The following is a 23,418-nucleotide window of genomic DNA, read 5'->3' on the forward strand; positions in this document are numbered from 1 at the left end:
CTACTTCTGTGTTCTCTGCATCGGGGGATGCTGTTCGTCATCGCCGTCGGTCGACGGCTGAAGGGTTCGGATAGAGACGGTGTCATCGGTCGGCTGTGCTGCGAACGTCGACTGTACTGCGAACGTCGGCTGCGCTCCGTGCCACACGGGCACCGGGTGCGGCGCAGGATGAAACCTGTTGTCAATGCGACGACGACGCGCCGCGATGAGCACCCAGCAGAGAAACGAGCCGCAGAGGATCACTTCTTGGAACAGCACGATCGGCGTGTCAGCAGAGCCCTCAAGCGTGTCGTCACCTGTGATGCCGGTGGCCTGCACCACGAACAGCAGCACGTTGTTGACCACGTGCAGCGCGATCGAGGCTTCGAGCCCGCCAGTGCGAATCGTGAGCCAGACCGTTGTGACGGCGAACACGACGATGCTCAGCTGCCCCCAGAAACCATAGCCGTGGCCTGCCGTGAACAGCAGCACACTGGGAATGGCCGCCACCCACGGCCGACGCACCCAGCCTCCGACGGTCTGCAGAATGAGCCCTCGGAAGACGATCTCCTCGGTGGCCGCCTGCAGCGGCACGAGCACGATGATCATGCCGAGCAGCACGGCGTAGGTCGGCCACCCGCCCCACCCATGTGTGCTCGACAGCGCGCTCGCCTCATGGTCTGAGATGCCGCCCGTCGTGAGCGACGCGATGATCGTGAGCACAGAGACCAGCACCTGCGTGCCCACGAACGTGACGACGGCAGGCATGACGCACCAGAGCATCCACCGCCAGCGGATGCGTGAGGTGACCGAGAGCATATGCCGCCACGGTCGCAGACCAGTCGACAGGCAGGCCAGCAGCACGGCCGGCGCCATCAGGATCACCGAGACGAGCAGCAGCGACAGCGTCATCGGATCGGTCACGCGAGAGGTGTCGAGCTGTTCAAGACCGGCGAGGCCGCTGCGGCTGTTTGCGAACATCGCGATACCGTAGACCACGAACAGCAGCACCGAGAGCACGAGGTAGTACACCACCGCGAGCAGCACCGTCAGCAGAGGCCGCCACCAGCGGTAGTTGGGCAGACTCAGCTGCAGGCGGTGAAACTGCAGAGGCTCGGGCCGCACCCACTCCCAGTGCCAGCCCAATGGCTGGTGCTGCCAGCCGAGTGGCTGCGGCTGCTCGCGCTGAGAGCGGGGCACGGTCACGCGCCGATCAGCCGCTGTGCCAGGTACCCTTCGATCTGGTCGAGCGACACTCGCTCCTGCGTCATCGAGTCGCGTTCGCGCACGGTCACGGCATGGTCGTCGAGGGTGTCGAAGTCGACGGTCACGGCGAAGGGCGTGCCGATCTCGTCTTGGCGACGGTAGCGACGGCCGATCGCGCCGGAGTCGTCGAACTGCACGTTCCAGTGCTTGCGCAGGCGCTCGGCCAGCCCCCGTGCCTCGGGCGAGAGCTTCTCGTTGCGCGAGAGCGGCAGCACGGCCACCTTGACGGGCGCGAGACGCGGGTCGAGATGCAGCACGGTGCGCTTGTCGGTGCCGCCTTTGGCGTTCGGCACCTCTTCTTCGTCGTAGCTGTCGACCAGGAACGCCATGAGCGAGCGGGTCAGTCCGAACGACGGTTCGATGACGTACGGGATATAGCGTTCGCCGGTGGCCTGGTCGAAGTAGCTGAGGTCGTTGCCCGAAGCCTCGGTGTGGTTCTTCAGATCGAAGTCAGTGCGGTTCGCGATGCCCATGAGCTCGCCCCATTCGCCGCCCTCGAAGCCGAACTTGTACTCGACGTCGATCGTCCCGGTCGAGTAGTGTGCGCGGTCGTCTTCTGGCACGTCGAACCGGCGCAGGTTGGCCGGGTCGATGCCGAGGTCGACGAACCAGTTCCAGGCGTCTTCGACCCAGGCTTTGAACGCCTCGTCGGCGTCTTCTGGCTTGACGAAGTACTCGATCTCCATCTGTTCGAACTCGCGAGTGCGGAAGATGAAGTTGCCGGGCGTGATCTCGTTTCGGAATGCCTTGCCGATCTGGCCGATGCCGAACGGCGGCTTCTTGCGCGCGGCGGTGACGACGTGGGCGAAGTTCACGAAGATGCCCTGAGCCGTCTCGGGGCGCAGATAGTGCAGACCCTGCTCGTTGTCGACGGCGCCGAGGTACGTCTTCATCAGCCCCGAGAACTGCTGCGGCTCGGTCCATGCGCCTGGCTGACCCGTCTCAGGATCATTCACGTCGGCGAGGCCGTTGACAGGCGGGTGACCGTGCTTCGCGGTGTACGCCTCGATCAAATGGTCGGCACGATAGCGCTTGTGCGTGTGCAGCGACTCGACCAGAGGGTCGGTGAAGGTCTCGACGTGCCCAGACGCCTGCCACACCTTGGTCGGCAGAATGATCGACGAGTCGAGACCGACCATGTCGGAGCGGCCGCGCACGAAGTCGTCCCACCAGCGACGCTTGATGTTCTCTTTGAGCTCGACGCCGAGAGGGCCGTAGTCCCATGCGGAACGCGTGCCTCCGTAGATGTCTCCAGAGGGAAAGACGAACCCGCGACGCTTCGCGAGTGAGATGACCGCATCGAGACGGGATGACTTGGACACACGCACTCCTGTTTCTTTGACTGTCGCCGAGATCGAGACATGGCTGGCACGTCACACGACCGCGGTCGAAAGGGCTTGGGCGCACGCAGGCACCCGTTCTCCAGTCTAGACGCCCGGCACAGAATCCGGGCGAGCCTCGACCGTTCGCTCCCCCGACGCCTCGGTGGGATGATCGACCGCGCCCCCGAACCGGCGATCGCGATGCGCGTACTCGACCACGGCATCCCACAGATTCGCACGCCGAAAGTCGGGCCAGAGTACGTCCTGAAAGACGAACTCGGCATAGGCCGACTGCCAGAGCAGAAAGTTCGAGGTGCGCTGCTCGCCCGAGGGTCGCAGAAAGAGATCGACGTCGGGCACCGGCCAGGTCGACAGGTGATGCTCGATGGTGCGTTCGGTGATGCCGCGCGGACGCAGCCGACCGGCGGCCACCTCTTCGGCCATCGCGCGCATGGCATCCACCAATTCGGCCCGCCCGCCGTAGTTCACACACATCGTGAGATCCATCACGGTGTTGTCTCGGGTCAGCTCTTCGGCGATCTCGAGGTCTTTGATGACCGAGCGCCAGAGCTTCGGGCGCCGGCCAGCCCAGCGCACGCGCACACCCCAGGCGTGCAGCTGATCGCGCCGCCGGTGCAGCACATCGCGGTTGAAGCCCATCAGAAAGCGCACCTCGTCGGGCGAGCGCTTCCAGTTCTCGGTCGAGAAGGCATACACAGAGAGATGTCTCACCCCCATCTGGATCGCCCCGGCGACGACGTCGAGCAGCGCCTCTTCGCCGGCCCGGTGCCCCTCGGTGCGGGTGAGACCGCGCTGGTTCGCCCACCGCCCGTTGCCGTCCATGACGATCGCGACATGCGCCGGCAGAAACTTCGCGGGGATCTTCGGCGGCTGCCCGCCGGCATAGTCCAGCGGCAGCATGGCGGGCTTCGAATCAGCTGAGGATGTCATAGCGCTCTGATTCTACGTGCCCTGACCGTCGAGGTGACGCAGGGAACGCACACGACGCTCCAGGTGGTACTGGGTGTACTTCGAGGTGACCTCGTGTGCCCGTGCTCGCGCGAGTGCGTCGTCGTCGCTGTCGCCGTCGACCAGTTCCCAGACGCCCGAGAGCAGCCCTGCGAGCACCTCCAGGGTGCGCGGTTCGACGGCGAGTGAGCCGCTCGGAGCGCAGGTGTCGCAGACCATGCCGCCGGCGACGGCCGAGAAGAGTCGGTGGGGCCCCCGTGCGCCGCAGCGTGCGCAGTCGGCGAACGACGGCGCCCACCCAGAGAGCGACAGCGCACGCAGCAGAAAGGCGTCTGCGGTCGAGACGGGATCGTGTTCCCCGCGGGCCAGCGACCGCAGTGCCGAGACGGTCAGTCGGTAGAGCGCCGGGTTCGCAGTCTCGGCGCTGAGCCGTTCGGCGGCTTCGAGCATCACGGTGCCCGCAGTGTACTTCGTGTAGTCGCCGGCGACGGCCGCACCGAAGTTCGCCAAGGTCACGGCCTGGGTGACGGTGTCGAGAGTGCGCCCCTCGAAGCACTGCAGGTCGACGACGCTGAAAGGCTCGAGGCGTGCGCCGAACTTCGACGAGGTGCGGCGCACGCCTTTGGCGACCGCTCGCAGCCGCCCGTGGTGGCGTGCCAGCATCGTGATGATGCGGTCTGCCTCGCCCAAGTCATGGGTGTGCAGCACGACCGCCTCATCACGATACAGGGGCACGCGGGGTCAGGCTCCTGCGGATGCGGTGGCCGGCTCGCGCTCTGCGTCTGCCGTCTCAGCTCGGATCGCGCGGTTCACAGCCGAGACCACGGCCTTGAGAGCCGCTGTCGAGCTGTCTGCGTCGATGCCGACGCCCCACAGACGCACCCCGTTGACGCTGGCGTCGACGTAGGCGGCTGCCACGGCGTCACGGCCCGAGCTCAGCGCGTGTTCGACGTAGTCTTCGACCTGTACGTCGACTCCCGCGTCGCGCAGGCTGTTGACGAACGCGTCGATCGGGCCGTTTCCGGTGGAGCCCACCTGCCTGCGCTCGTCGCCGCGGCGGATGTTCGCCTCGATGTGCACCTGACCGGTCATCTCAGAGGTGGTGCTCAGACCGAGCAGCTCGTAGTGGCCCCACTTGTTGCCCTGGTCGTCGGCCGGCAGGTACTCATCCGAGAAGATCGACCAGATCTGCGGGCTGCTCACCTCGCCGCCCTCGGAGTCGGTCTTGTGCTGGATGACCGACGAGAACTCCATCTGCAGGCGCTTCGGCAGATCGAGGTTGTGATCGGCTTTCAGCAGATAGGCGACGCCGCCCTTGCCCGACTGCGAGTTGACGCGGATGATCGCCTCGTAGTCTCGGCCGATGTCTTTCGGATCGATCGGCAGATAGGGCACCGCCCAGGGAATCTCGTTGAAGTCTTTGCCAACGTGATCGGCGTCGGCCTGCATGCGTTCCATGCCCTTCTTGATCGCATCCTGATGCGAGCCGCTGAACGCCGTGAACACGAGATCGCCGCCATAGGGCGTGCGCTCGTGCACATCGAGCTGATTGCAGAACTCGACGATGCGCCGAACGCGCGGGATGTCACTGAAGTCGAGCTCGGGATCGACCCCCTGCGTGAACAGGTTCAGCGCCAGGGTGACCAGGTCGACGTTGCCGGTGCGCTCGCCGTTGCCGAACAGGCAGCCTTCGATGCGATCGGCGCCGGCGAGAAAGCCCAGCTCGGCTGCAGCGACACCGGTGCCTCGGTCGTTGTGCGGGTGCAGCGAGATGAGCACCGAGTCACGGCGGTCGATATGGCGTCCCATCCACTCGATCGAGTCGGCGTAGACGTTCGGCGAGGTCATCTCGACGGTTGAGGGCAGGTTCAGGATCATCGGGCGCTCAGGAGTGGGATCGATGATCTCGATGACGCGGTTGCTGATCTCGGCGGCGAAGTCGAGCTCGGTGCCGGTGTACGACTCTGGCGAGTACTCGTACGTGATCTCGGTGTCGGGGATGTCCCCTTCGAGTCGCTTGCACAGCTGCGCTGCTGAGACGGCGATGTCGATGATTCCGGCGCGGTCTTTGTGAAAGACGACATCGCGCTGCAGCACGGAGGTCGAGTTGTAGAAGTGGACGACGGCGCGCTTGGCACCCTGCAGCGCCTCATAGGTGCGGTGCACCAAGTGCTCACGTGCCTGCGTCAGCACCTGGATGGTCACATCGTCGGGAATCGCTCCGTCTTCGATCAGAGACCGCACGAAGTCGAAGTCGGTCTGGCTGGCGGAGGGGAAGCCGACCTCGATCTCTTTGAACCCGAGCTCGACCAGCAGATCGAAGAGCACGCGCTTGCGGTGGGGATCCATAGGATCGATCAGAGCCTGGTTCCCGTCGCGCAGGTCGACTGCGCACCAGCGCGGGGCCTTCGTGAAGTGCTGATCGGGCCAGGTGCGATCAGGCAGTTCGACGGAGAACTGCTGGTGATAGGGAACGTACTTGTCGGTGTGCATGCCGCTGGGCTGCTGGCGGTTTTCCATTGTGCTTCTCTTCCTCGAGACTTGCGTGTCAAGACCACGACGAAACTCCGCGGCGAGGAAGGTCTTAGAATCTAAGACTCGCCGCGGCGGCTAAGAAGAAGCTGCACCGAACGCATGCGCAACAGCATAGCAGAACCCCCGAGGGCTCAGAATCCGAGGCGATCGAGGAGCTTCGGCGAGGTCTGCCACTCTTTGGCGACCTTCACCCGCAGATCGAGATGCACCCGGCCGCCGATCAGCTGTTCGATCTGCTTGCGCGCCGCGGTGCCGAACGCTTTCAGCCGCTGCCCGCCTCTGCCGATGATGATGCCCTTCTGCGAGTCGCGTTCGACGAAGACGCTGGCGTAGATCTTGGTGACTCCGCCCTCAGCCTCTGGGGCCTCGACGTCATCGATGACCACCGCCAGCGAATGGGGCAGCTCGTCGCGCACGTCTTCGAGCATCGCCTCGCGAATGAGCTCTGCGGCGCGCACCTCGATTGAGTCCTCGGTGTGGGTTTCGGCGTCGTAGAGCTGCTGCGAGGCGGGCAGCAGACGGATCAGCTCGTCGCGCACGACATCCACTTGGTCGTCGGTCACCGCCGAGACCGGAATCAGCGTCGCCCACTCGGCCAGCGCATCGATCTCGACCAGCCGGGCGGCCACGTCATCGGGCCGCACACGGTCGGTCTTGGTCAGCAGCGCGACGCGCTTGGCACGAGGATGTCGCCCGACCTGCTCAATGATCCGCCGGTCGCCCGGGCCGATCGCCTCGTCGGCCGGCAGGCACACGCACACCACGTCGACGCCGTCGAGCTCGGCCTCGACGATGTCGTTCAGCCGCTGCCCCAGCAGCGTGCGCGGGCGGTGCAGACCAGGTGTGTCGACGACGACGATCTGTCCGGCATCGGCAGTGAGGATGCCGCGGATCGCCCGTCGTGTCGTCTGCGGCTTCGCGCTGGTGATGGCGACCTTCTCGCCGACGAGCGCGTTCATCAGGGTGCTCTTGCCCGCGTTGGGACGACCGACGAAGGCCACGAAGCCGGCATGGAAGTCAGGATGACGGTGTGCTGCTGATGCGGTCGCGGACTCTGGCGCGGCCGGCGCACTGACCTCGGAGTCAGGCTGAACGGGTGATTCGGCGGAATCGGTCATGATCGGTCTCTCTCGGTGTCGGAGGCGCCGCGCTGACTCTGGGCGCGCTCGAGTGTGGTCTCGGTCGTCTGCGGACGATTCGTGCTGGCCGGGGCGCCTGCTGCGGGCTCGGCGATGACGGTGAGCAGGCGGTGGCTTCGCGGGTCGATTCTGGCGGCTGTCAGCGACAGGTCACCCACCACGACGCGCTCGTTGAGGGCCGGAAGGTGCCCCAGCGCCTTGATGAGCAGACCGCCGACCGTATCTACCTCATCGTCTTCGAGCTCTTCGTCGAAGAGGTCGCCGAGCTCGTCTAAGGCCAGTCGCGCGCTGAGACGGTAGCGGTGCGGCGCCAGACGGATGACCTCGGAGGCGTTGCGGTCGTGCTCGTCGCTGATCTCGCCGACCAGCTCTTCAATGACGTCTTCCAGCGTGACCAGCCCCGCCACCGAGCCGTACTCGTCGATGACGATCCACATGTGCCGACGTGTGCGCTGCATCAGAGCCAGCAGATCGTCGATCGGCTTCGACTCGGGCACGAGGTTCGGCCGACGTGCCAGGAACTCGACGGTGCGCTGACCCTCGCGTGCGGCATCCTGTTCGAAGAGAGCGCGCGCCACGTCGCGCAGGTAGACGACCCCGACGACGTCTTCGGTCTCTTCGTCCTGCAGAGGAAGCCGCGAATAGCCGCTCTCGAGAAAGACGTCCATCGCGTCGTCGAGCGTGGTCGTCGTATCCAGCGTGCGCATGTCGATGCGTGGAATCATGATCGACCGCGTGAGCGTGTCGCCGAACTCGACCACTTGATGGATCAGCTCGCGCTCCCCCTGTTCGAGCACGTCGCGCTCGACGGCCTTGTCGACCAGATGCATGAGCTGCGTGTCGTCATCCTGATCGGCCTCGGCGACACGATTCGTTCGACGGCCGTATGACGAGAGCGACACCGCGATCGGCCCGATGACGATTCGCGAGATCGAGATCAGACGAGCCGTGCGAACCAGCACCTTCTCTGGCCGGTTGATGCCGAAGGTGCGCGGCGACGCGCCCACCAGCACGAACGACGCCAGCGTCATGGCGACGATCGCGACAATGAGCGCCAGTACCATGTTCGGCAGGGCGTTGACCAGGGCGATCGTCACGACCACCGCAGCGCCCATCTCGCTGAGCACACGCTCGAAGGCCGCCGTGTTGGCATGTTCGCGCGGCTGCGCGGCGATGGCCAGCAGACGATTGCGCTGCTTCGGGTGGTCTTCGGCGATCTCGCGGATCTCAGCGACCGGCAGTGTCACGATCGCGGCCTCGACAGCGGCGAACACTCCCCCGGCGCCGATCAGCACCACGGCGATCAGGATCAGCGACAGAGTCATCGTCCCGCGATGCGCTCGTTGTGCAGAAAGGTGATCAGAATTTCGTTCTGCAGGGCGAACATCTCTTTCTCTTCGTCGGGCTCGGCGTGGTCGAAGCCGAGCAGATGCAGCAGGCCGTGCGTGACCAGCAGCAGCATCTCCTGCTCAGCGGGATGTCCGGCGCGCACCGCCTGCTCGGCCGCGACGTCTGGGCACACCACGATGTCGCCGAGCACCCCGGGGTCTGTGGGGCGATCGGAGGTTCCCGGCCGCAGCTCGTCCATCGGAAAGCTCAGCACGTCGGTCGGTCCGGGCTCGTGCATCCAGCGGATGTGCAGCTGCTCCATCGCCGGCACCTCGACGAAGATCAGCGAGAGCTCCGCATCACGGTGCACGTGCAGCTCGTCGAGCGCATAGGTGATGAGTCGCTGAAAGCGGCCCTCGTCGATCGTGACGCCCGATTCGTTGAGAATCTCGACGCTCATTGCTGTGCTCCTTCTGACGCTCGCGGCGTGGTTCGTCGCCCGTCGTTCTCGCCGGGCGCGGTTGGCTGTGTGGTGTGGCGATGCGGATGCTCCCGCGCGTCGGCTGGCTCGCCCGCGCTGGGTGCCCCGCGGCTTTCGGCGGCCGACGCACGATCGTCATAGGCCTCGATGATCGCGCTGACCAGGCCGTGACGCACGACGTCGTCGCTGCTCAGACGCACCATCTCGATGTCGGCGACGTCGCCGAGCACACGCTCGGCGTCGATCAGCCCGCTGCGTCGCACCGGCAAGTCGACCTGGCTGGAGTCGCCGGTCACCACCATTCGCGAGCCGAAGCCGAGCCGTGTGAGAAACATCTTCATCTGCTCGGGCGTGGTGTTCTGGGCCTCGTCGAGAATGATGAACGAACTGTTGAGTGTGCGGCCGCGCATGTAGGCCAGCGGTGCGACCTCGATGACGCCGAGCTCGAGCAGCTTCTGCACCGACTCGGGGCTCATCATCTCGCCCAGAGCGTCGTAGAGCGGGCGCAGATATGGGTCGATCTTCTCTTGCAGCCCGCCGGGCAGAAACCCCAGTCGTTCGCCGGCTTCGACCGCCGGTCGGGTCAGCACGATCCGGCTCACCTCATTGCGCTGCAGTGCCTGCACGGCCTTGGCCATCGCCAAGTAGGTCTTGCCTGTGCCGGCGGGGCCCAGGCCGAAGACGATGACGTTCTCATCGATCGCCTCGACGTAGCGCTGCTGGCCGGCTGTCTTGGGGCGAACGCTTCGCGTGCCTTCGCCGACGATGACAGAGCCCAGCGCAGTCGACGCCTGCTGTCTCAGCACGGCGTCAACGACGGCTCCGGTGATCTGCCGATGATGCGCCTCGGCGTCCAGACCTTCGATGAGTCGTGCGGCGGCATCGCGCTGTTCGCCCGATCCGCTGATCTCGATGCCGTCGCGGTCGACCTGAAACCGCAGGCCGGGCCACTGCTCTTCCATGCGACGCAGGTGCAGGTCGCCGGCGCCGAGTACGCGCACCGCCGAGGTACTCAGCGGCACTCGTACGGTGCCGCGGGTGGATTCTGATGCAGCGTCAGGCAAGTTTTCCCTCGTCGAGTGTCGGGCCGGCGAGCACGTGGGCGTGCACATGGAACACCGACTGCCCTGCGGCAGCGCCGGTGTTGAACACGAGTCGGAACTCGCCGTCGGCGTACTGGCGGGCGAGATCGCCGGCCATCTTCACCACTTTGGCGAGCAGCTCGGGCTCGTCGGCAAGCTCGACGACATCGCGGAAGTCGGCGCTCTTGGGAATCACCAGCAGGTGCAGCTCGGCCTGTGGGTTGATGTCGCGGATCGCGATCAGGTCGTCCGTCTCGGCGACGATGTCGGCGGGAATCTCTCGATCGATGATCTTGCTGAAGATGCTGGGTGTCTCGGCGCTCATGCTGCTCATTCTAGCCCCACCACCTCATTCAGACTGAGGTCGTGGTGACTGTTACCGGGGCCTGCACTGGGGCCTCGATCCGGAGGGCGTCCTGCGTCACTACGTCGGCAATCTCCTGCATCTGCTCTAGGAAGGTGTGTGATGGCCTGGACAGGTCGAGACCGTGAGCGATGACCGAGACGCCAGTTTGGCCGATCCTGAGTTCCTGAGCAGGCTTCAGTGGAGCAGCGTAGATGACGTGTGAGCGACGAAGATGAAGATACTGCGCGTAGGTGAAGAGTTGAAACAGGTCCGAGCTGATGAACTGAGGAGCCTTGTACTTCGTATCGGCTACAGCAACGACTCGACCTTTGGACTCAACCACTAAATCAGGCCGAATGAGCGGATCAGATCGGTTCTGGATGAGCCGGAACTGTTTCTGCGCGGATACTGTCCATGCGGAGCCACTCTCTTGAAGCGCTCGTGCAACGGCTGCTTCAAAGACTTTCCAGAGCGTGATGATGAAGCCGACGGATTGTCTTGTACCGTTCACAGCGCTGAGTCCGCTGCCATCGAGCACAAGCTCGGCGAATTCGATGCCACACCAGAAGCGTTCATTCTGAGCAGATCGTTGCCAATGAGGCCGAGCGGCTCCTTCAGGCAGATCTCGGACATCCGCGAGATATCGCAAGACGCGCCGCAATCGGTGTTTCAGCTCCTCGTTGTGTGCGACTGAAGGATCACTTACCGAGCGAAGGAGTTTCAGACTCGCCGCTCTCAGAATCTGATTCTCAGCGATGTCCATACCGAATTCTGAGTATGAGACTTCAAACGGAAACAGTCTGTCGTAGTGATGAGCCAGCTGTTCCGAGACTTGGAGGCGCCCACGCAAGACTGAACTCGTCCCGGAATGCTGCCAATAGCCTCGCAGTACTCCCTGCCGGATGGGTTCTTCGACCATGAGAAGAAACACCTCGGCAAGAGCGTCCGCCAAGCGAGTCGGTGCTGCCTTGATCGTGTCTTCATCGAGTCGTACGCCAGTCGAGGCGTAAGTCACCAGCCACATCAGCTCGCCTACAGCAAGTTTGGGCGCGATCTCGACGACGATGGAGCCGGCCGATATGATGCCACAGACGTTCTTGACTTGAACTTCGAAATATCCAGGCACCGAACCGGGAGAGCAGGTCATCGCGCCAGTCTGCTGCAGATGACGCGCTTCTTGCATCGTGAGAGAAACGACGGCGTGGCCGGCTTCACGGAGCTGTATCACCCTCATGATTGGACGGAGTTGAGCGTCGACCTCAGAGATTGCAAGCTCAGGGTGGACTCAATCCATTCAGTAGAGCCGAAGAACGACTCTCTCAGTTGAGGTTCGACTTCATAGGCCCAAATCCGCTCTAGGACTCCCGGCTGATCGACATCTGGTCGCATGAAGTATGACGGCCCTAAAACGGCATCCGAGTCACGCTCGGCGATCAGTCTGTTCAGCAGGCTCCAGAGCGCGGGAACCTGCCTACTGATGCCATTCAGGTCACACCACCGTGCGAGAAGTGAATTCGTCGGCTCACAGTTCGGATGCAGCGCCACAAAGGCAAATCGTCTTCTCATCGCCGCATCAACCAGTGCGATTGAGCGATCGGCAGAGTTCATGGTTGCAATAACGAAGAGATTCGATGGAAGAGAGAAGTCCTCCTGGGAGTACATGAGCTGAACCGAATCATCCCGATACTCCAAGAGAAAGTACAGTTCACCGAAGATACGGGCTAGATTTCCCCGATTCATCTCATCGATGATGAGAAAGTAGGGTGCACCAGACTCATCTGATTCGGCCGCAGTCACGAGTCTCTTGAGCGGGCCGTCACGCAGTTCGAGCTGCCCCGACTTCGTCGGACGAAAGCCTTCGAAGAAGTCTTCATAGCTGTACGCGGGATGGAATTGGACGAGGGACACTCGTTCTTTCGCGCCGGCCAGCATCCTCGCCATACGCCGGGCTAAGAATGTCTTCCCTGTGCCTGGAGGCCCCTCAAGAACGATCTGATGCCGGGACGACAGCAGTTTCTGAACGTCATCCAGCCATTCGTCATCGACGAGGAGGCCGGCAGCAGCGTTCGGAGGAAAAGCAGGAAGCTCGTAACCGTCAGCCTCTGACGCCTCTTCTCGGTCTTCTCCCGCACCACCGTCATGATTGACTTCTCGTGGGCTGTTGTGCGGATCCCATTCGTCTCTGTCAACGTAAAAGCTCCACTCGCTGCCGCGGCTCTTTCTCACTTCCTGCAGAATCGCACCGACTTTACGCTGTGGGTTCTTCGACTCGATGAGATCCGGGTAGATGGGATCAAAGTGCTTCAGAATTTCAGCGAGATGCCGACGAGCGGTGATCCCCACAAAGCTGCCGGGACCGAGAATATGCGCCAACGCACACTGCATCGGACTATCCACCAGTTCTGGCATATCGTAGACAGCCCGTTCGATGCCGTCGGGCGATCCCATCAGCTCTCGTCGTTCAGAGGCCGAAAGCTGGGTCCACTGACAGCCGAATGCGATCAGAAACTGCATCTGATGCCAGCGCTGGGTGTTAAAACCCTGACCTCCATTGAGTACGCCACCCGCACGTATGACCTTTGCCACTTCAGCCAGCCGGCGGTGATCCCCAGGCTCAGCCAGCGAGAGCGGAGGTGTGCAGCCGCTCAGTACCGCGTCGATCTTCTTGATTTTCGTGTCAGGAAGCACATTTCCCAGCACCAAGAGATTGATCACGTAAAGCTCTGCGAACAGCTGTTTCGCAGCCGACGAAACCGTTGCCAGTTGTCTCACGATCTTTTCGTCGAATGTACCCACCGACGTGTCAGGATTCTCATTGTACGCAGCGCGAAGCTCGGCAAAGTTGCTTGCTGTCCATACCGCTGCGTCTGTCAGCAACGCCTGCTCGCTGATCAGACAGCGCTGTTTGAGGTCCTCTCCAATACTGCGGATCCCAGCATGGTTTCCATATTCCGCCATTTACTCTCCCCTTCGCACTTCGACTCGGCATCAATCGTTCTCGGGCGGTTGAACACCGCTTTCACCACCGGCCGAGCCGGGCGCTCAGCACCGAGATCGCCGCAAGACCGGCGCTCGACGTGCGCAGCACGCTCTCGCCCAGACGCACTGGGATCACCCCGGCATTCATCAGCCGGTCGCGTTCTGCGGGGTCCGTTCCGCCTTCGGGGCCGATGATCACCATGACCTCGCCGTGTGCTGCTTCGACGGCCCGATCCAGCGACACCGTGGTCAGCCGTTCCTTTGCCTCTGGGTCGAGCAGCAGGGCTAGCCGCCCTCCTGCTGCGTCTGCCTGCGCGCCGTCCAACGCCGCCGCAAGCTGCGGCGTCGTCACCGGTTCGCCGACCTCTGGCACACGTGCACGCAGCGACTGCTTCGCAGCCTCGCGCACAACTGACGCCCAACGTTCCTGCCCCGTCGTCAGTTTGCGCCCCTGCCACACCGACACGCTGCGCTTCGCCTGCCACGGCACCACCGCATCCACACCGGCCTCGGTCGCACTCTGAATCGCGAGTTCGTCGCGACCGCCCTTCGCGAGAGCCTGAACCAGGGTCAGCGAGGGTGTCGCCAGCTCATGGGCGATTCGCTGTTCGACGCACAGCGCGAGCATTGACTTGGTGGTGGCGGCGACGGCTCCGACGAGTTCGAGCCCGGTGCCGTCGGCGACGCTCAGGGTCTCGTCTCGCTTCAGCCGACGCACTGAGGTCGCGTGGTGCGCCTCTGCGCCGGCGAAGGCCACGAGGTCACCGGGCTGCGCCTGCCATGCGGATGCGCTGGCCGCATCGTGAAACGCCTGACCGGGCAGCTGGGCGAGCGTGCGGCTGACGGTCTGCTCGTCACTGTCGGCGGCGAGCTCCAGGCGCAGCAGCTGCTCGGGCAGGAACAGCGGCATCAGCCGCGACCCATGAACCGCTTGCGGAAGCGCTGGAACCCCGACTTCGCTGCGCTGGTCAGATGTGGTGCCTCGTCATTGCGCAGCTTCGCCAGCTGTTCGACCAGACGACGCTGATCGCCGCTCAGTTTGGTGGGAGTCGACACCCGCAGCGAGATTCGCAGCGCGCCACGCGAGTTGCGATGCAGGTGCGTGACGCCGTGGTCGGCGATCGTGATCACATCAGCGCTCTGTGCGCCGGGCTTGACCTCGATGTCGAGCGGGCCGTCGAAGCTCTCGATCTTCGCACTGGCGCCGAGAATCGCATCGGTCATCGAGACCTCCAGTGAGGCGAGCAGGTCGTCGCCGTCGCGGGTGAAGGTCTCGTCGTTCTCGACGTGCACCTCGAAGTAGAGATCGCCGCGGGGCCCGCCGCCGGGGCCGACCTCACCGCGACCGGCGAGGTGCAGACGTACGCCGTTGTCGATGCCGGCCGGAATCGGCACCGTGATGGTCTCGCGTGAGCGCAGGCGGCCCTGCCCGGCGCAATCGGGGCACGGCTGCGGAATGATCGTTCCGTAGCCCTTGCACATCGGGCAGACGGCCTCTGTGAGCACGTTGCCGAGCAGAGACCGCACCTGCTGCTGAACGTAGCCCTCGCCGTGGCAGTAGTCGCAGGTAACCGGCGACGAGCCGGGCGCTGCGCCCGATCCGGTGCAGGTCTCGCAGACCTTCGCCGAGTCGACCTCGACGTCTTCTGAGGCGCCGAACACGACGTCACGAAGCGAGACGTTGATACGCACCAAGGCGTCATCCCCGCGCTGCTGGCGTGGCTTGGGGCCACGGTGTCCGCGACCGCCTCCCCCGCCGCCGAAGAACGCGTCGAAGATGTCGCCGAAGCCGAACTGCCCGTCACCTGTGTCGCCGCGGTCGTACTGCGCGCGCTTGGTCTCGTCCGAGAGAATCTCATAGGCCAGCGTCACCTGTTTGAACTGCTCTGCCGCCTGCGGGTCGGGATTCACATCGGGGTGCAGCTTGCGCGCCAGGCGGCGGTAGGCCTTCTTGATCTCATCCTGGTTCGCCTCACGAGACACGCCCAGTGTTTCGTAGTGATCGGTCATTCTGCTCGTCTCCAATTGTGATGGTCGTCGTTCGCCTCAGGGGCGGGATTCGTGCGGTTCGCGGTCATCGCAGCATCTTCGACAGATAGCTGGCGACAGCCTGGACGGCCGCCATGTTCGCGCGGTAGTCCATGCGGGTCGGGCCGAGCACAGCCAGCCTGCCGTACTCGCCGCGCTGTTCGGAGCCATACCCGCTCGAGATCACGGCAGCCTCTTCGAGCCCTTCGTGTTCGTTCTCGCGACCGATGCGCACGGCGATGTCGCGCCCCTCGGCGCCCATCTCGCCGAGCAGGCGCAGCAGAGCCACCTGCTCTTCGATGGCCTCGAGCACCGGCACCAGGGTGTGGTCGAAGTCGGCCTCAGTGCGCATCAGGTTGCCGGTGCCGGCAACCACCAGACGCTCTGACCGAGAGCCCTCGACCCCGAGTTCGAGCGCACCCAGCAGCAGTTCGGCGAGCGGACGATCATCGGGTGCCGCATACTCGCGCACCTGCTCGGCGCGGTCGCCGAACTGCTCGAGGTCGACGCCGCGCAGCTGGTCGTTGATGAGGGCGCGCAGGCGCACGACCGAAGGACGCACCGACTGCGTCGACGCACCGGCCGGCAGCGTCACGTGATGCTGTGCGACCGTGCCACGACTGGTGATCAGTACCACGAGCAGACGACCGCCCTCGACGTCGACGATGTCGACTTTGCGCACGCGCGTGCTCGAGAACGTCGGGTATCGCACGACGGCCAGCTGGTTGGTGAGCTGAGCGAGCAGACGCACCGTCTTCTCGATCATCACATCGAGATCGGCTTCGCCGGGAGTCAGAAACCGCTCGATCGCTCTGCGTTGGGGCGCCGTGATGCCGCGTAGCCGCGTCAGGTTGTCGACGAAGACCCGATATCCCTTCTCAGTCGGCACGCGGCCGGCCGAGGTATGAGGCGCTGAGATGAGCTCCTCGTCTTCCAGAGCCGACATGTCATTGCGAATGGTGGCCGCAGACACGTGAAACTGGTGTCGAGAGACCAGACCCGCCGAGCCGACCGGCTCTCGGGTGGCCACATAGTCGTTCACGATCGCCTGAAGCACCGCGAGACCTCGTTCGGTCGCCATGGCAATCACCTCCGGGTTGACTCCGCTGCTGGCACTCTCATGCCTCGAGTGCTAATCATAGCGCGCCTGTGACTTCACGGCGCGAGCCAGACCTATGCGATCAGATCTGCCACCACGCGGTCGGCGAGCAGGCGACCACGCAGCGTGAGGGCTGCTCGCCCACCTGCCAGCGCATCCGCATCGAGCAGGCCGTCGCCGGCCAGCAGTGGCAGCTCGTCGCGACGCCCAGCGGCGATCTCGGCCACGCCGATGCCCTCGCGCAGCCGACTGCCCAGCATGATGCGCTCTTCGTAGCGAGCGGTGGCGTCCAGAGTCTCACGGCCCGCCTCCGGGCTCTCGCCGGCGCGCACTCGGGCGGCATAGGGCGCGGGATGCTTCACGTTCCACCAGCGTTGGTCGCCGACGTGGCTGTGCGCACCGGGGCCGATGCCCCACCAGTCGTCATTGTGCCAGTAGCGCAGGTTGTGTCGACAGCGTCGGTCGACGTCGTCATCGACGACGCGCGCCCAGTTGCTGAGCTCGTACCACTCGAACCCCTCGCGACGCATGCGGGCATCGAGCCACTCGTACTTGTCTGCGGTGAGGTCGTCGTCGGGTTCGGCGACCTCGCCGTGCCTGATCTGGCGGGCCAGCTTCGTGCCCGGCTCGACGATCAGCGCGTAGGCCGAGAGATGATCGGGATGCTGCGCCAGAGCCTCGTCGACGCTGGTCTGCCAGTCGGCCATCGACTCCCCCGGCGTGCCGTAGATCAGGTCGAGCGACACCTGCAGCCCCGCTGCTCGCGCCCACTGCACCACCAGTGGAATGCGTTCGGGGCGATGCACCCGGTCGAGAGTGCGCAGCACGTGCGGCACGGCTGACTGCATGCCGAACGACACGCGGGTGAACCCGGCCGCGGCGAGTTCTTGCAGGGCGGCGGCGTCGACCGTCTCGGGGTTCGCCTCGGTGGTGATCTCGCAGTCGGGCGCCAGGCCCCACTCGTCGCGGATGCGGTGCAGGATCATGGTGAGATCGGAGACCGGCAGCATGGTCGGGGTGCCGCCGCCGAAGAAGACCGTGTCGACCTGGTCAGGAGCATGATCGCCGTCGCGCAGCACGCTGGCGGCGTAGCCGACCTCGTCGGCCGCCACCTGCGCATACTCGCTCTGGCCGAAGCCGCGCAGCTGGGTGCCGGTGTAGGTGTTGAAGTCGCAGTATCCGCAGCGCACCCGGCAGAACGGAATGTGCACGTAGACGCTGAACGTCACTTGCGCTTCTCGCCCTTTTGGCCGCCGCCGTCGCTCGAGATCGCGGCGATGAAGGCCTCTTGCGGAACCTCGACGCGACCGATCGACTTCATGCGCTTCTTGCCCTCTTTCTGCTTCTCGAGCAGTTTGCGCTTGCGCGAGATGTCGCCGCCGTAGCACTTGGCCAGCACGTCTTTGCGCAGGGCACGAATGTTCTCGCGAGCGATGATGCGGGCGCCGATGGCCGCCTGGATCGGCACCTCGAACTGCTGGCGAGGAATCAGCTCGCGCAGCCGCTGTGTCATCTTCACGCCATAGGCGTAGGCCGCATCGCGATGCACGATCGCGCTGAACGCATCGACTTTCTCTCCCTGCAGCAGGATGTCGACCTTCACCAGGTCGGCGCTCTGGGTGCCGGTCTGCTCATAGTCAAGCGAGGCGTAGCCCTGTGTGCGACTCTTCAGCTGGTCGAAGAAGTCGAAGACGATCTCGCCGAGCGGCAGCGTGTAGTGCAGTTCGACGCGCTGCTCGCTGAGATAGTCCATGCCCTGCATGGTGCCGCGACGGGACTGGCAGAGCTCCATGATTGCTCCGACATAGTCTTTCGGCGCCAGGATCGTGGCACGCACGATCGGTTCCTGTACATCGACGATCTTGCCGTCTGGAAACTCGGAGGGATTGGTGACGTGCACCTGGGTGCCGTCTTCGGCGGTGACGTCGTAGATCACGCTGGGTGCGGTGGCGATCAGATCGAGGTTGAACTCGCGGCGCAGACGCTCTGAGATGATCTCGAGGTGAAGCAGGCCCAGAAACCCGCAGCGGAAGCCGAAGCCGAGTGCCACCGAGGTCTCTGGCTCGTAGATCAGCGCGGCGTCTTCGAGTTTGAGCTTGTCAAGCGCCTCGCGCAGATCTGGGTAGTCGCTGCCGTCAAGCGGATAGAGCCCCGAGAACACCATCGGCTTGGCTTCGTCATAGCCGGGCAGCGCTTCGGTCGCGGGCCGGGCATGTGTGGTGATCGTGTCGCCGACCTTCGACTGTCGAACGTCTTTCACCCCGGTGATCAGATAGCCGACCTCGCCTGCGGCCAAACCGTCGCTCGGTTTCGGCTCTGGCGAGCTGACGCCGATCTCCAGAATCTCATGCGTCGCCTTGGTGCTGAGCATCTGCACGCGTTCGCGAGGGTTCAGCCGGCCGTCGACGACCCTGACATAGGTGACCACGCCACGATATGCGTCGTACACAGAGTCGAAGATCATCGCACGAGCGGGCGCGTCGGGGTCGCCTTGCGGTGCTGGAATGCGGCGCACGACTTCGTCGAGCAGCGCTTCGACTCCTTCGCCGGTCTTGCCCGAGACCCGCAGCACGTCGGCGGGGTCGCCGCCGATCAGCCCGGCGAGTTCGGCGGCGAAGCGCTCGGGGTCGGCGCTGGGCAGGTCGATCTTGTTCAGTACCGGGATGATCGTCAGATCGTTCTCAAGAGCCAGATAGAGATTGGCCAGAGTCTGGGCCTCGATGCCCTGCGCCGCGTCGACCAGCAGAATGGCGCCTTCGCAGGCTGCCAGAGAACGCGACACCTCGTAGGTGAAGTCGACGTGACCGGGCGTGTCAATCATGTTCAGGGCATACCCCTGATCCCCGACACCCCACGGCATGCGCACGGCCTGGCTCTTAATCGTGATGCCGCGCTCGCGCTCGATGTCCATGCGATCGAGATACTGCGCCCGCATGTCACGGTCAGAGACGATGCCGGTGATCTGCAGCATTCGATCGGCCAGGGTCGACTTGCCGTGGTCGATGTGCGCGATGATGCAGAAGTTGCGGATGCGCTTCGAGTCGGTGGCTGCGGGCACGATCTGACGTGCCTGCTGGTCGGTGACTCTGGGCATGCGCTCCTCTTTCTCTGCGGCCTGCTATGCAGAAGGCCCGCTCAGGGGCGGGCCTTCACGAACTCCTGGGTCTCAGACTCAGAGAGAGTTGACCTGCTTGGTCAGCTTCGACTTGCGGTTCGCAGCGGTGTTCTTGTGCAGAACGCCCTTCGTGACCGCCTTGTCGAGCTTCTTCGAGACGATGAGCAGTTCGGCCTGAGCCTTCTCTTTGTCGCCTGCTGCGACGGCCTCACGGGTCTTACGTGAGAGGGTGCGCAGTTCGCTCTTCAGCGCGCGATTGCGCTCAGTGCGCTTGGCGTTGGTGAGGATGCGCTTCTTCTGGGACTTAATGTTCGCCACTGTCGTCTTTCTGTCAGTCTTCTGGTAAGCCCGGTCGGGTTCGACACGGACACATCACACCGAGGGTGTGCAGGCCAAGCATCTACACTACCAAACGCCGGGGCAGGCGCTCAACTGCCGATGCGTCGTGTCGCAAGTCTGCGCACGAGCCGCTCCAGAGCGTAGCCGCCGTCGACGGACTGCCCCTTGATCTGGGCGTCTGTGTCGGCCACCGCTCGCACGGCACGACCCAGCTCCACGGGATTCCACCGTGCCGCATCCTGCTGGGCACGCCGAATCTGCCAGGGTGCGCCCCCGACCCTCGAGGCCAGCTGCTGCGGAGAGGCGTGCACCTCGCAGACGGCGGCCATCAGGCGCACCTTCGTCGCGATCGCCGCGACGATCGGCACCGCGTTCATGCCCTGCTGCCCGGCGTGTCGAACCAAGACCAGGGCCTTCGCGGTCTGCCCCGCCAGTGCGGCGTCTGCGATGGCGAAGCCTGTCGTCTCGACCCGCCCGCCGAAGTAGCGGTCGATGTCAGCCCGAGTGATGTTCTCGGTCACGTCTGCGACGAGCTGTCTGCAGGCGGCCGCCAGCTCGGTGGTGTCTGCGCTGAACGCGTCGACGAGCGCCCGAGCCGCATCGGGGTCGATGCGCCGACCCGCCAACTGCAGCTCTTCTCGCACGAAGGTCTGCTTGTCATCGTCGCGTTTGAGCTCTGCGCACTCCACCTCGAGCGCAGAGGCCACATCGCGGATCGCCGTCAGCAGCTTCTTGCCGCGGACCCCTTTGCGATGCCTCAGCACCACGGTCACATCGGGATCGGCCTGACCGATGTAGTCGATCGCATCGCTCAGAAAGGCATCGGTCATCTGCTCAAGGTGATCGACCCAGATGAAACGCGGCTGAGCGAACAGCGAAGGCGACGCGACGCTCAGCAGTGAGCCGGAGGCGTACTCTCGCGCGTCAAGATCAGAGAACTCGACCTCCTGCTGCTGATCGCTCGCCTGCTGCTGCGCTGCGGCACGCAGCAGCTGTCGGGCGCGATCGGCCAAGAGGTCTTCTGGGCCGCTCAGCAGAACGATCGGTGCGAGACGCACCTGGCTCCATCGTGCACGCTGGATCTTGCCCTTCGCCGCCACGCGACTCCTCGTCTTCGCTCTGATTCTGTCTGTGTGCCGGGTCGACGTCGTGTCGGCTCAGCAGCCGTGCTCACACCATACCGCGAGCCGCTGACCTCCTCTGGCCGATTCGTGCGCGAGGGGTGCCTCACGCGTGCCTTCCGCGACCTCGGGAGGCTCGGCGCTCACTGCCACGCGGCCGTGCTGATCGGTGCGGCGAACGGCAGTGCCGCTGCGCTGCAGCGTGGCCAGGAGCTTGGACGTCGGATGCCCATAGGAGTTGCCCCGCCCACAGGAGATCAGGCCCAGGGTTGGCCGCAGCTCGAGGTAGAGGCCCGGCCAGTGATCGGCGGAACCGTGATGGGCGACTTTCACCACGTCGATTCTTCGCACACCGAGCGCAGACAGCTCGCGAGCGACCGATCGCTGCCCGTCTGCGTTGAGATCGGCGAGCGTCAGCAGGCGCAGATCTGGCAGATCGATCAGCATCGCGAGACTGCTCGCGTTCGGGTCATGCACGGGTCGGCCCCCTGCCGCACCTGGCGCCGCCTTTTTGGGGTGCAGGGCACGCCACGCGATGCCGGCCCCAGCCGGTGTCTGCTGTGGCGAGCTGCGTGCATCGTCGAGACCGGAGACCGCCTGTATGCTCCCGGCGTCGCCGAGGCCGGCACGCACGACCTGACGAGCCTGCAGCCGCCCGGCCGCACGATCCAGCTTCGCGTCGACGACGTCAGGGATCAGAACAGTGTCGACCTGAGCCACTTTCGCGACCGCTTCGGTGGCTCCGGCATGGTCGACGTCCGAGTGTGTCAGCACGACGACGTCGATTGCGGTGACCTGCGCCCCGCGCAGGCAGTCGGTGATCTTCTGCGCAGACTCGCCCGTGTCGATCAGCACGGTTGCGCCGGAGCCCTGCACGAGCAGGCCGTCGCCCTGCCCCACATCGCACTGCAGTATCGGCGTGCCCACCGGCAGCCGACTGGCCGACAGCACGTGGCCGATGCCGGTGACCGCCACAGTCGCAGTCGCCACCAACAGCGCGCCGCCAAAGCTGACCAGCCGCACGCGCCGCCGCCAGTTCAGGCGTGGCCGATGCCGTCGTGGCCGATGCCGTCGCGATCGGCGCCGTCGTGGTCGGTGCAGTTCGTGGTCTCGTCGTTCGTCTGAGGAGCGAATGCTCAATCGGCGTGAGCCAGTCGATGAAGACGCAGTTGACGTCGGCCCATGCCCGGAGCCGATCAGGGTGCCGACGGTCAAGAGCGCGAGCAGCAGCCCGCTCGCCATTCCGCCTGCCGGCCAGGACGGCCACGGAATCGAACCGAACGGGTTCGAGCTGAAGTGCGCCGCGACCTGACCGATCCACCACCCGCCGGGAGCCGCAAGCATCGCGAAGACGACGGCGAGCCACGGTGCCCACGCTGCCGTGAGGCAGCTGAGCACGCCGAGCACCGTCACCGCAGGCACTGCGGGCAGAGCCAGCAGATTCGCAGCCAGCTGGTGACCGGACGCGGGCTGCCCGTCGATCAGCAGGAGCAGCGGCTGACACGCCATCAGTGCGGCCGTACTGGGCGCCAGCAGATTCGCGATCGCCTCGGGCATCCATCGACACAGCCAGCGGGCGACCGGTCCGCTGAACAGCATCAGGCCAGCTGTCGCCGTCACCGACAGCCCGAACGCGACGCTGCCGGCAAGCTGGGGCTCCCAGAGCAGCAGGATCACAACGGCGACGCAGATGCCGACCACGCCGCGGCCGCCGCTCCACGGGCGCAGCAGCGTGACCAGTGTGAGCATGGCCGCCGCTCGCAGCACGGTGACCTCGCCGCCCACCAGCAGCACGAACCCCCAAATGCCGGCCAGCTCGCCCACGCCGCGCCAGAGTCTCGGTGTGTGCATGAGCCCGAGCAGCCCCTGCACCATGCCGACGAGCACCGCCACATTCGACCCGCTGACCGCAGTGATGTGGGCGAGACCGGTGGCGAGCATGTTCGCGTCCGTCGTTTCGGGCAGCCCGTCGACCACGCCGACTGAGACCCCTCCGATCAGGCCGGTGACCTCGGGGCTCAGCGGCAGCAGCCCGCCAAGGTCTGCGAGAATGCGGCCGAACGCAGCCCGCATCTGCTCTGCCCAGTCTGGACCGAAGAGTTCGAAAGTGCGCCGCAGCTCGCTGCGCGCGGCTGGCTCCCCGACTCCCTGGCTCAACGCGAGCATCCACCCGCAGAGCACTGCCAGCAGCGCCGTCCCAGCGCGCCATCTGGGGCGGTCACCCCGCACCTCGCTCAGCTGCCGCCATTCGATCAGCTGCGGTGAGGCCAGCAGCGAACGCCTCATGCC

At 64.8% G+C, this 23,418-nt stretch carries 20 protein-coding genes; all 20 read right to left on the reverse strand.

The window, feature by feature from the left end; all coding sequences use genetic code 11:
• Nucleotides 1-1,185 (reverse strand): CPBP family intramembrane glutamic endopeptidase, encoded by a 1,185-nt coding sequence (locus F8O08_RS07915; RefSeq protein WP_158042642.1) that lies wholly within the window; start codon nt 1,183-1,185, stop codon nt 1-3.
• Nucleotides 1,182-2,567, reverse strand: a complete 1,386-nt coding sequence (locus tag F8O08_RS07920; RefSeq protein WP_158031238.1) for a glycine--tRNA ligase — start codon at nt 2,565-2,567, stop codon at nt 1,182-1,184. Before F8O08_RS07920 ends, F8O08_RS07915 begins: the two co-directional genes overlap by 4 nt.
• A gap of 105 nt (nt 2,568-2,672) precedes the next feature.
• Nucleotides 2,673-3,518 (reverse strand): isoprenyl transferase, encoded by an 846-nt coding sequence (locus F8O08_RS07925; protein WP_158042641.1) that lies wholly within the window; start codon nt 3,516-3,518, stop codon nt 2,673-2,675.
• 12 nt (nt 3,519-3,530) lie between these two features.
• Nucleotides 3,531-4,271 (reverse strand): DNA repair protein RecO, encoded by a 741-nt coding sequence (gene recO / locus F8O08_RS07930; RefSeq protein ID WP_158042640.1) that lies wholly within the window; start codon nt 4,269-4,271, stop codon nt 3,531-3,533.
• Between the two features lie 6 nt (nt 4,272-4,277).
• Nucleotides 4,278-6,056 carry a 2-isopropylmalate synthase gene (leuA, locus tag F8O08_RS07935; RefSeq protein WP_158042639.1) on the reverse strand — a complete coding sequence of 593 codons (1,779 nt, stop codon included), beginning with the start codon at nt 6,054-6,056 and terminating at the stop codon, nt 4,278-4,280.
• Between the two features lie 146 nt (nt 6,057-6,202).
• Nucleotides 6,203-7,189 carry a GTPase Era gene (gene era / locus F8O08_RS07940; RefSeq protein WP_158042638.1) on the reverse strand — a complete coding sequence of 329 codons (987 nt, stop codon included), beginning with the start codon at nt 7,187-7,189 and terminating at the stop codon, nt 6,203-6,205.
• Nucleotides 7,186-8,535: a hemolysin family protein gene (locus tag F8O08_RS07945; protein ID WP_158042637.1), complete on the reverse strand. Its 1,350-nt coding sequence runs from the start codon at nt 8,533-8,535 to the stop codon at nt 7,186-7,188. Before F8O08_RS07945 ends, era begins: the two co-directional genes overlap by 4 nt.
• Entirely contained in the window at nt 8,532-8,999 is a 468-nt protein-coding gene (gene ybeY / locus F8O08_RS07950) for an rRNA maturation RNase YbeY (protein ID WP_158037736.1), read from the reverse strand. The genes F8O08_RS07945 and ybeY overlap by 4 nt, the downstream gene beginning before the upstream one ends.
• Complete coding sequence (locus F8O08_RS07955; protein WP_158042636.1) at nt 8,996-10,132, reverse strand: PhoH family protein; 1,137 nt, start codon at nt 10,130-10,132, stop codon at nt 8,996-8,998. Before F8O08_RS07955 ends, ybeY begins: the two co-directional genes overlap by 4 nt.
• Entirely contained in the window at nt 10,077-10,427 is a 351-nt protein-coding gene (locus tag F8O08_RS07960; RefSeq protein WP_158042635.1) for an HIT domain-containing protein, read from the reverse strand. The genes F8O08_RS07955 and F8O08_RS07960 overlap by 56 nt, the downstream gene beginning before the upstream one ends.
• 28 nt (nt 10,428-10,455) lie before the next feature.
• The gene (locus tag F8O08_RS07965) at nt 10,456-11,676 is read right to left on the reverse strand and encodes an McrC family protein (RefSeq protein WP_192497710.1); all 1,221 of its coding nucleotides are present in this window, start codon (nt 11,674-11,676) and stop codon (nt 10,456-10,458) included.
• Nucleotides 11,677-11,678: 2 nt separating this feature from the next.
• A complete protein-coding gene (locus F8O08_RS07970; protein WP_158042633.1) occupies nt 11,679-13,406 on the reverse strand; it encodes an McrB family protein in 1,728 nt (575 codons plus the stop codon).
• Nucleotides 13,407-13,467: 61 nt separating this feature from the next.
• Nucleotides 13,468-14,337, reverse strand: a complete 870-nt coding sequence (locus F8O08_RS07975) for a 16S rRNA (uracil(1498)-N(3))-methyltransferase (RefSeq protein WP_158042632.1) — start codon at nt 14,335-14,337, stop codon at nt 13,468-13,470.
• The gene (dnaJ, locus tag F8O08_RS07980) at nt 14,337-15,437 is read right to left on the reverse strand and encodes a molecular chaperone DnaJ (protein ID WP_158031228.1); all 1,101 of its coding nucleotides are present in this window, start codon (nt 15,435-15,437) and stop codon (nt 14,337-14,339) included. The genes F8O08_RS07975 and dnaJ overlap by 1 nt, the downstream gene beginning before the upstream one ends.
• Before the next feature lie 64 nt (nt 15,438-15,501).
• The gene (gene hrcA, locus F8O08_RS07985; protein WP_158042631.1) at nt 15,502-16,536 is read right to left on the reverse strand and encodes a heat-inducible transcriptional repressor HrcA; all 1,035 of its coding nucleotides are present in this window, start codon (nt 16,534-16,536) and stop codon (nt 15,502-15,504) included.
• 92 nt (nt 16,537-16,628) lie between these two features.
• Complete coding sequence (hemW, locus tag F8O08_RS07990; RefSeq protein WP_158042630.1) at nt 16,629-17,783, reverse strand: radical SAM family heme chaperone HemW; 1,155 nt, start codon at nt 17,781-17,783, stop codon at nt 16,629-16,631.
• Nucleotides 17,780-19,648, reverse strand: a complete 1,869-nt coding sequence (gene lepA, locus F8O08_RS07995; RefSeq protein ID WP_158042629.1) for a translation elongation factor 4 — start codon at nt 19,646-19,648, stop codon at nt 17,780-17,782. The genes hemW and lepA overlap by 4 nt, the downstream gene beginning before the upstream one ends.
• 78 nt (nt 19,649-19,726) lie before the next feature.
• Entirely contained in the window at nt 19,727-19,987 is a 261-nt protein-coding gene (rpsT, locus tag F8O08_RS08000) for a 30S ribosomal protein S20 (RefSeq protein ID WP_158031224.1), read from the reverse strand.
• A gap of 110 nt (nt 19,988-20,097) precedes the next feature.
• Nucleotides 20,098-21,108 (reverse strand): DNA polymerase III subunit delta, encoded by a 1,011-nt coding sequence (gene holA / locus F8O08_RS08005; RefSeq protein ID WP_225732811.1) that lies wholly within the window; start codon nt 21,106-21,108, stop codon nt 20,098-20,100.
• 57 nt (nt 21,109-21,165) lie between these two features.
• A complete protein-coding gene (locus F8O08_RS08010; protein WP_192497709.1) occupies nt 21,166-23,415 on the reverse strand; it encodes a ComEC/Rec2 family competence protein in 2,250 nt (749 codons plus the stop codon).
• Nucleotides 23,416-23,418: the final 3 nt, after the last annotated feature.

This window comes from Pseudoclavibacter sp. CFCC 13611 (assembly GCF_008831225.1).
Classification (GTDB): domain Bacteria; phylum Actinomycetota; class Actinomycetes; order Actinomycetales; family Microbacteriaceae; genus Pseudoclavibacter_A.

What these genes read in the sequence shown, in the direction of transcription:
- F8O08_RS07925 (WP_158042641.1), bottom strand. Translation starts at nt 3,518, where the DNA reads ATGACATCCTCAGCTGATTCGAAGCCCGCCATGCTGCCGCTGGACTAT.
- leuA (WP_158042639.1), bottom strand. Translation starts at nt 6,056, where the DNA reads ATGGAAAACCGCCAGCAGCCCAGCGGCATGCACACCGACAAGTACGTT.
- era (WP_158042638.1), bottom strand. Translation starts at nt 7,189, where the DNA reads ATGACCGATTCCGCCGAATCACCCGTTCAGCCTGACTCCGAGGTCAGT.
- F8O08_RS07945 (WP_158042637.1), bottom strand. Translation starts at nt 8,535, where the DNA reads ATGACTCTGTCGCTGATCCTGATCGCCGTGGTGCTGATCGGCGCCGGG.
- ybeY (WP_158037736.1), bottom strand. Translation starts at nt 8,999, where the DNA reads ATGAGCGTCGAGATTCTCAACGAATCGGGCGTCACGATCGACGAGGGC.
- F8O08_RS07955 (WP_158042636.1), bottom strand. Translation starts at nt 10,132, where the DNA reads ATGTGCACGCCCACGTGCTCGCCGGCCCGACACTCGACGAGGGAAAAC.
- F8O08_RS07960 (WP_158042635.1), bottom strand. Translation starts at nt 10,427, where the DNA reads ATGAGCGCCGAGACACCCAGCATCTTCAGCAAGATCATCGATCGAGAG.
- F8O08_RS07970 (WP_158042633.1), bottom strand. Translation starts at nt 13,406, where the DNA reads ATGGCGGAATATGGAAACCATGCTGGGATCCGCAGTATTGGAGAGGAC.
- F8O08_RS07975 (WP_158042632.1), bottom strand. Translation starts at nt 14,337, where the DNA reads ATGCCGCTGTTCCTGCCCGAGCAGCTGCTGCGCCTGGAGCTCGCCGCC.
- dnaJ (WP_158031228.1), bottom strand. Translation starts at nt 15,437, where the DNA reads ATGACCGATCACTACGAAACACTGGGCGTGTCTCGTGAGGCGAACCAG.
- hrcA (WP_158042631.1), bottom strand. Translation starts at nt 16,536, where the DNA reads ATGGCGACCGAACGAGGTCTCGCGGTGCTTCAGGCGATCGTGAACGAC.
- lepA (WP_158042629.1), bottom strand. Translation starts at nt 19,648, where the DNA reads ATGCCCAGAGTCACCGACCAGCAGGCACGTCAGATCGTGCCCGCAGCC.
- F8O08_RS08010 (WP_192497709.1), bottom strand. Translation starts at nt 23,415, where the DNA reads ATGAGGCGTTCGCTGCTGGCCTCACCGCAGCTGATCGAATGGCGGCAG.